This window comes from Burkholderia sp. BCC1985 (assembly GCF_905339915.1).
Taxonomy (GTDB): domain Bacteria; phylum Pseudomonadota; class Gammaproteobacteria; order Burkholderiales; family Burkholderiaceae; genus Burkholderia.
The window spans coordinates 1-243 of sequence record NZ_CAJPGY010000154.1 but is presented as its reverse complement, the minus strand read 5'-3'; the positions used below and the strand labels follow the sequence as shown (position 1 = coordinate 243).

Annotated in this window: 1 protein-coding gene; it reads right to left on the bottom strand. The window is 53.9% G+C overall.

Annotation, left to right across the window (positions count from 1 at the left end):
• Positions 1–243, bottom strand: a 243-nt coding sequence (locus tag U4Z31_RS37080; RefSeq protein WP_321813014.1) for a hypothetical protein, incomplete at both ends; no start/stop codon positions are given.

Here is a 243-nt window from a genome sequence, read left to right as displayed (position 1 = left end):
GAAGAAGGGAAGCGGTGCTGTCGGGCGGGTCGTAGCGGCCTCGGCGGTGCAGGAAGTTGAACCCCAGCCGTCGCAACGAAGCAGTTAAAAAGTTGTTGACGAACTGAAAAAGACGGTTCATAATCTCGCTTCTCTGCTGCTGAAAACGCAGCGCTGCTGAGAAAACCTCCGGGTCCTCGCAGAAATGCTCTTTAAAAATTAACAGCCGATAAGTGTGGGCGCTTGATGGACGCGAGCTGATCC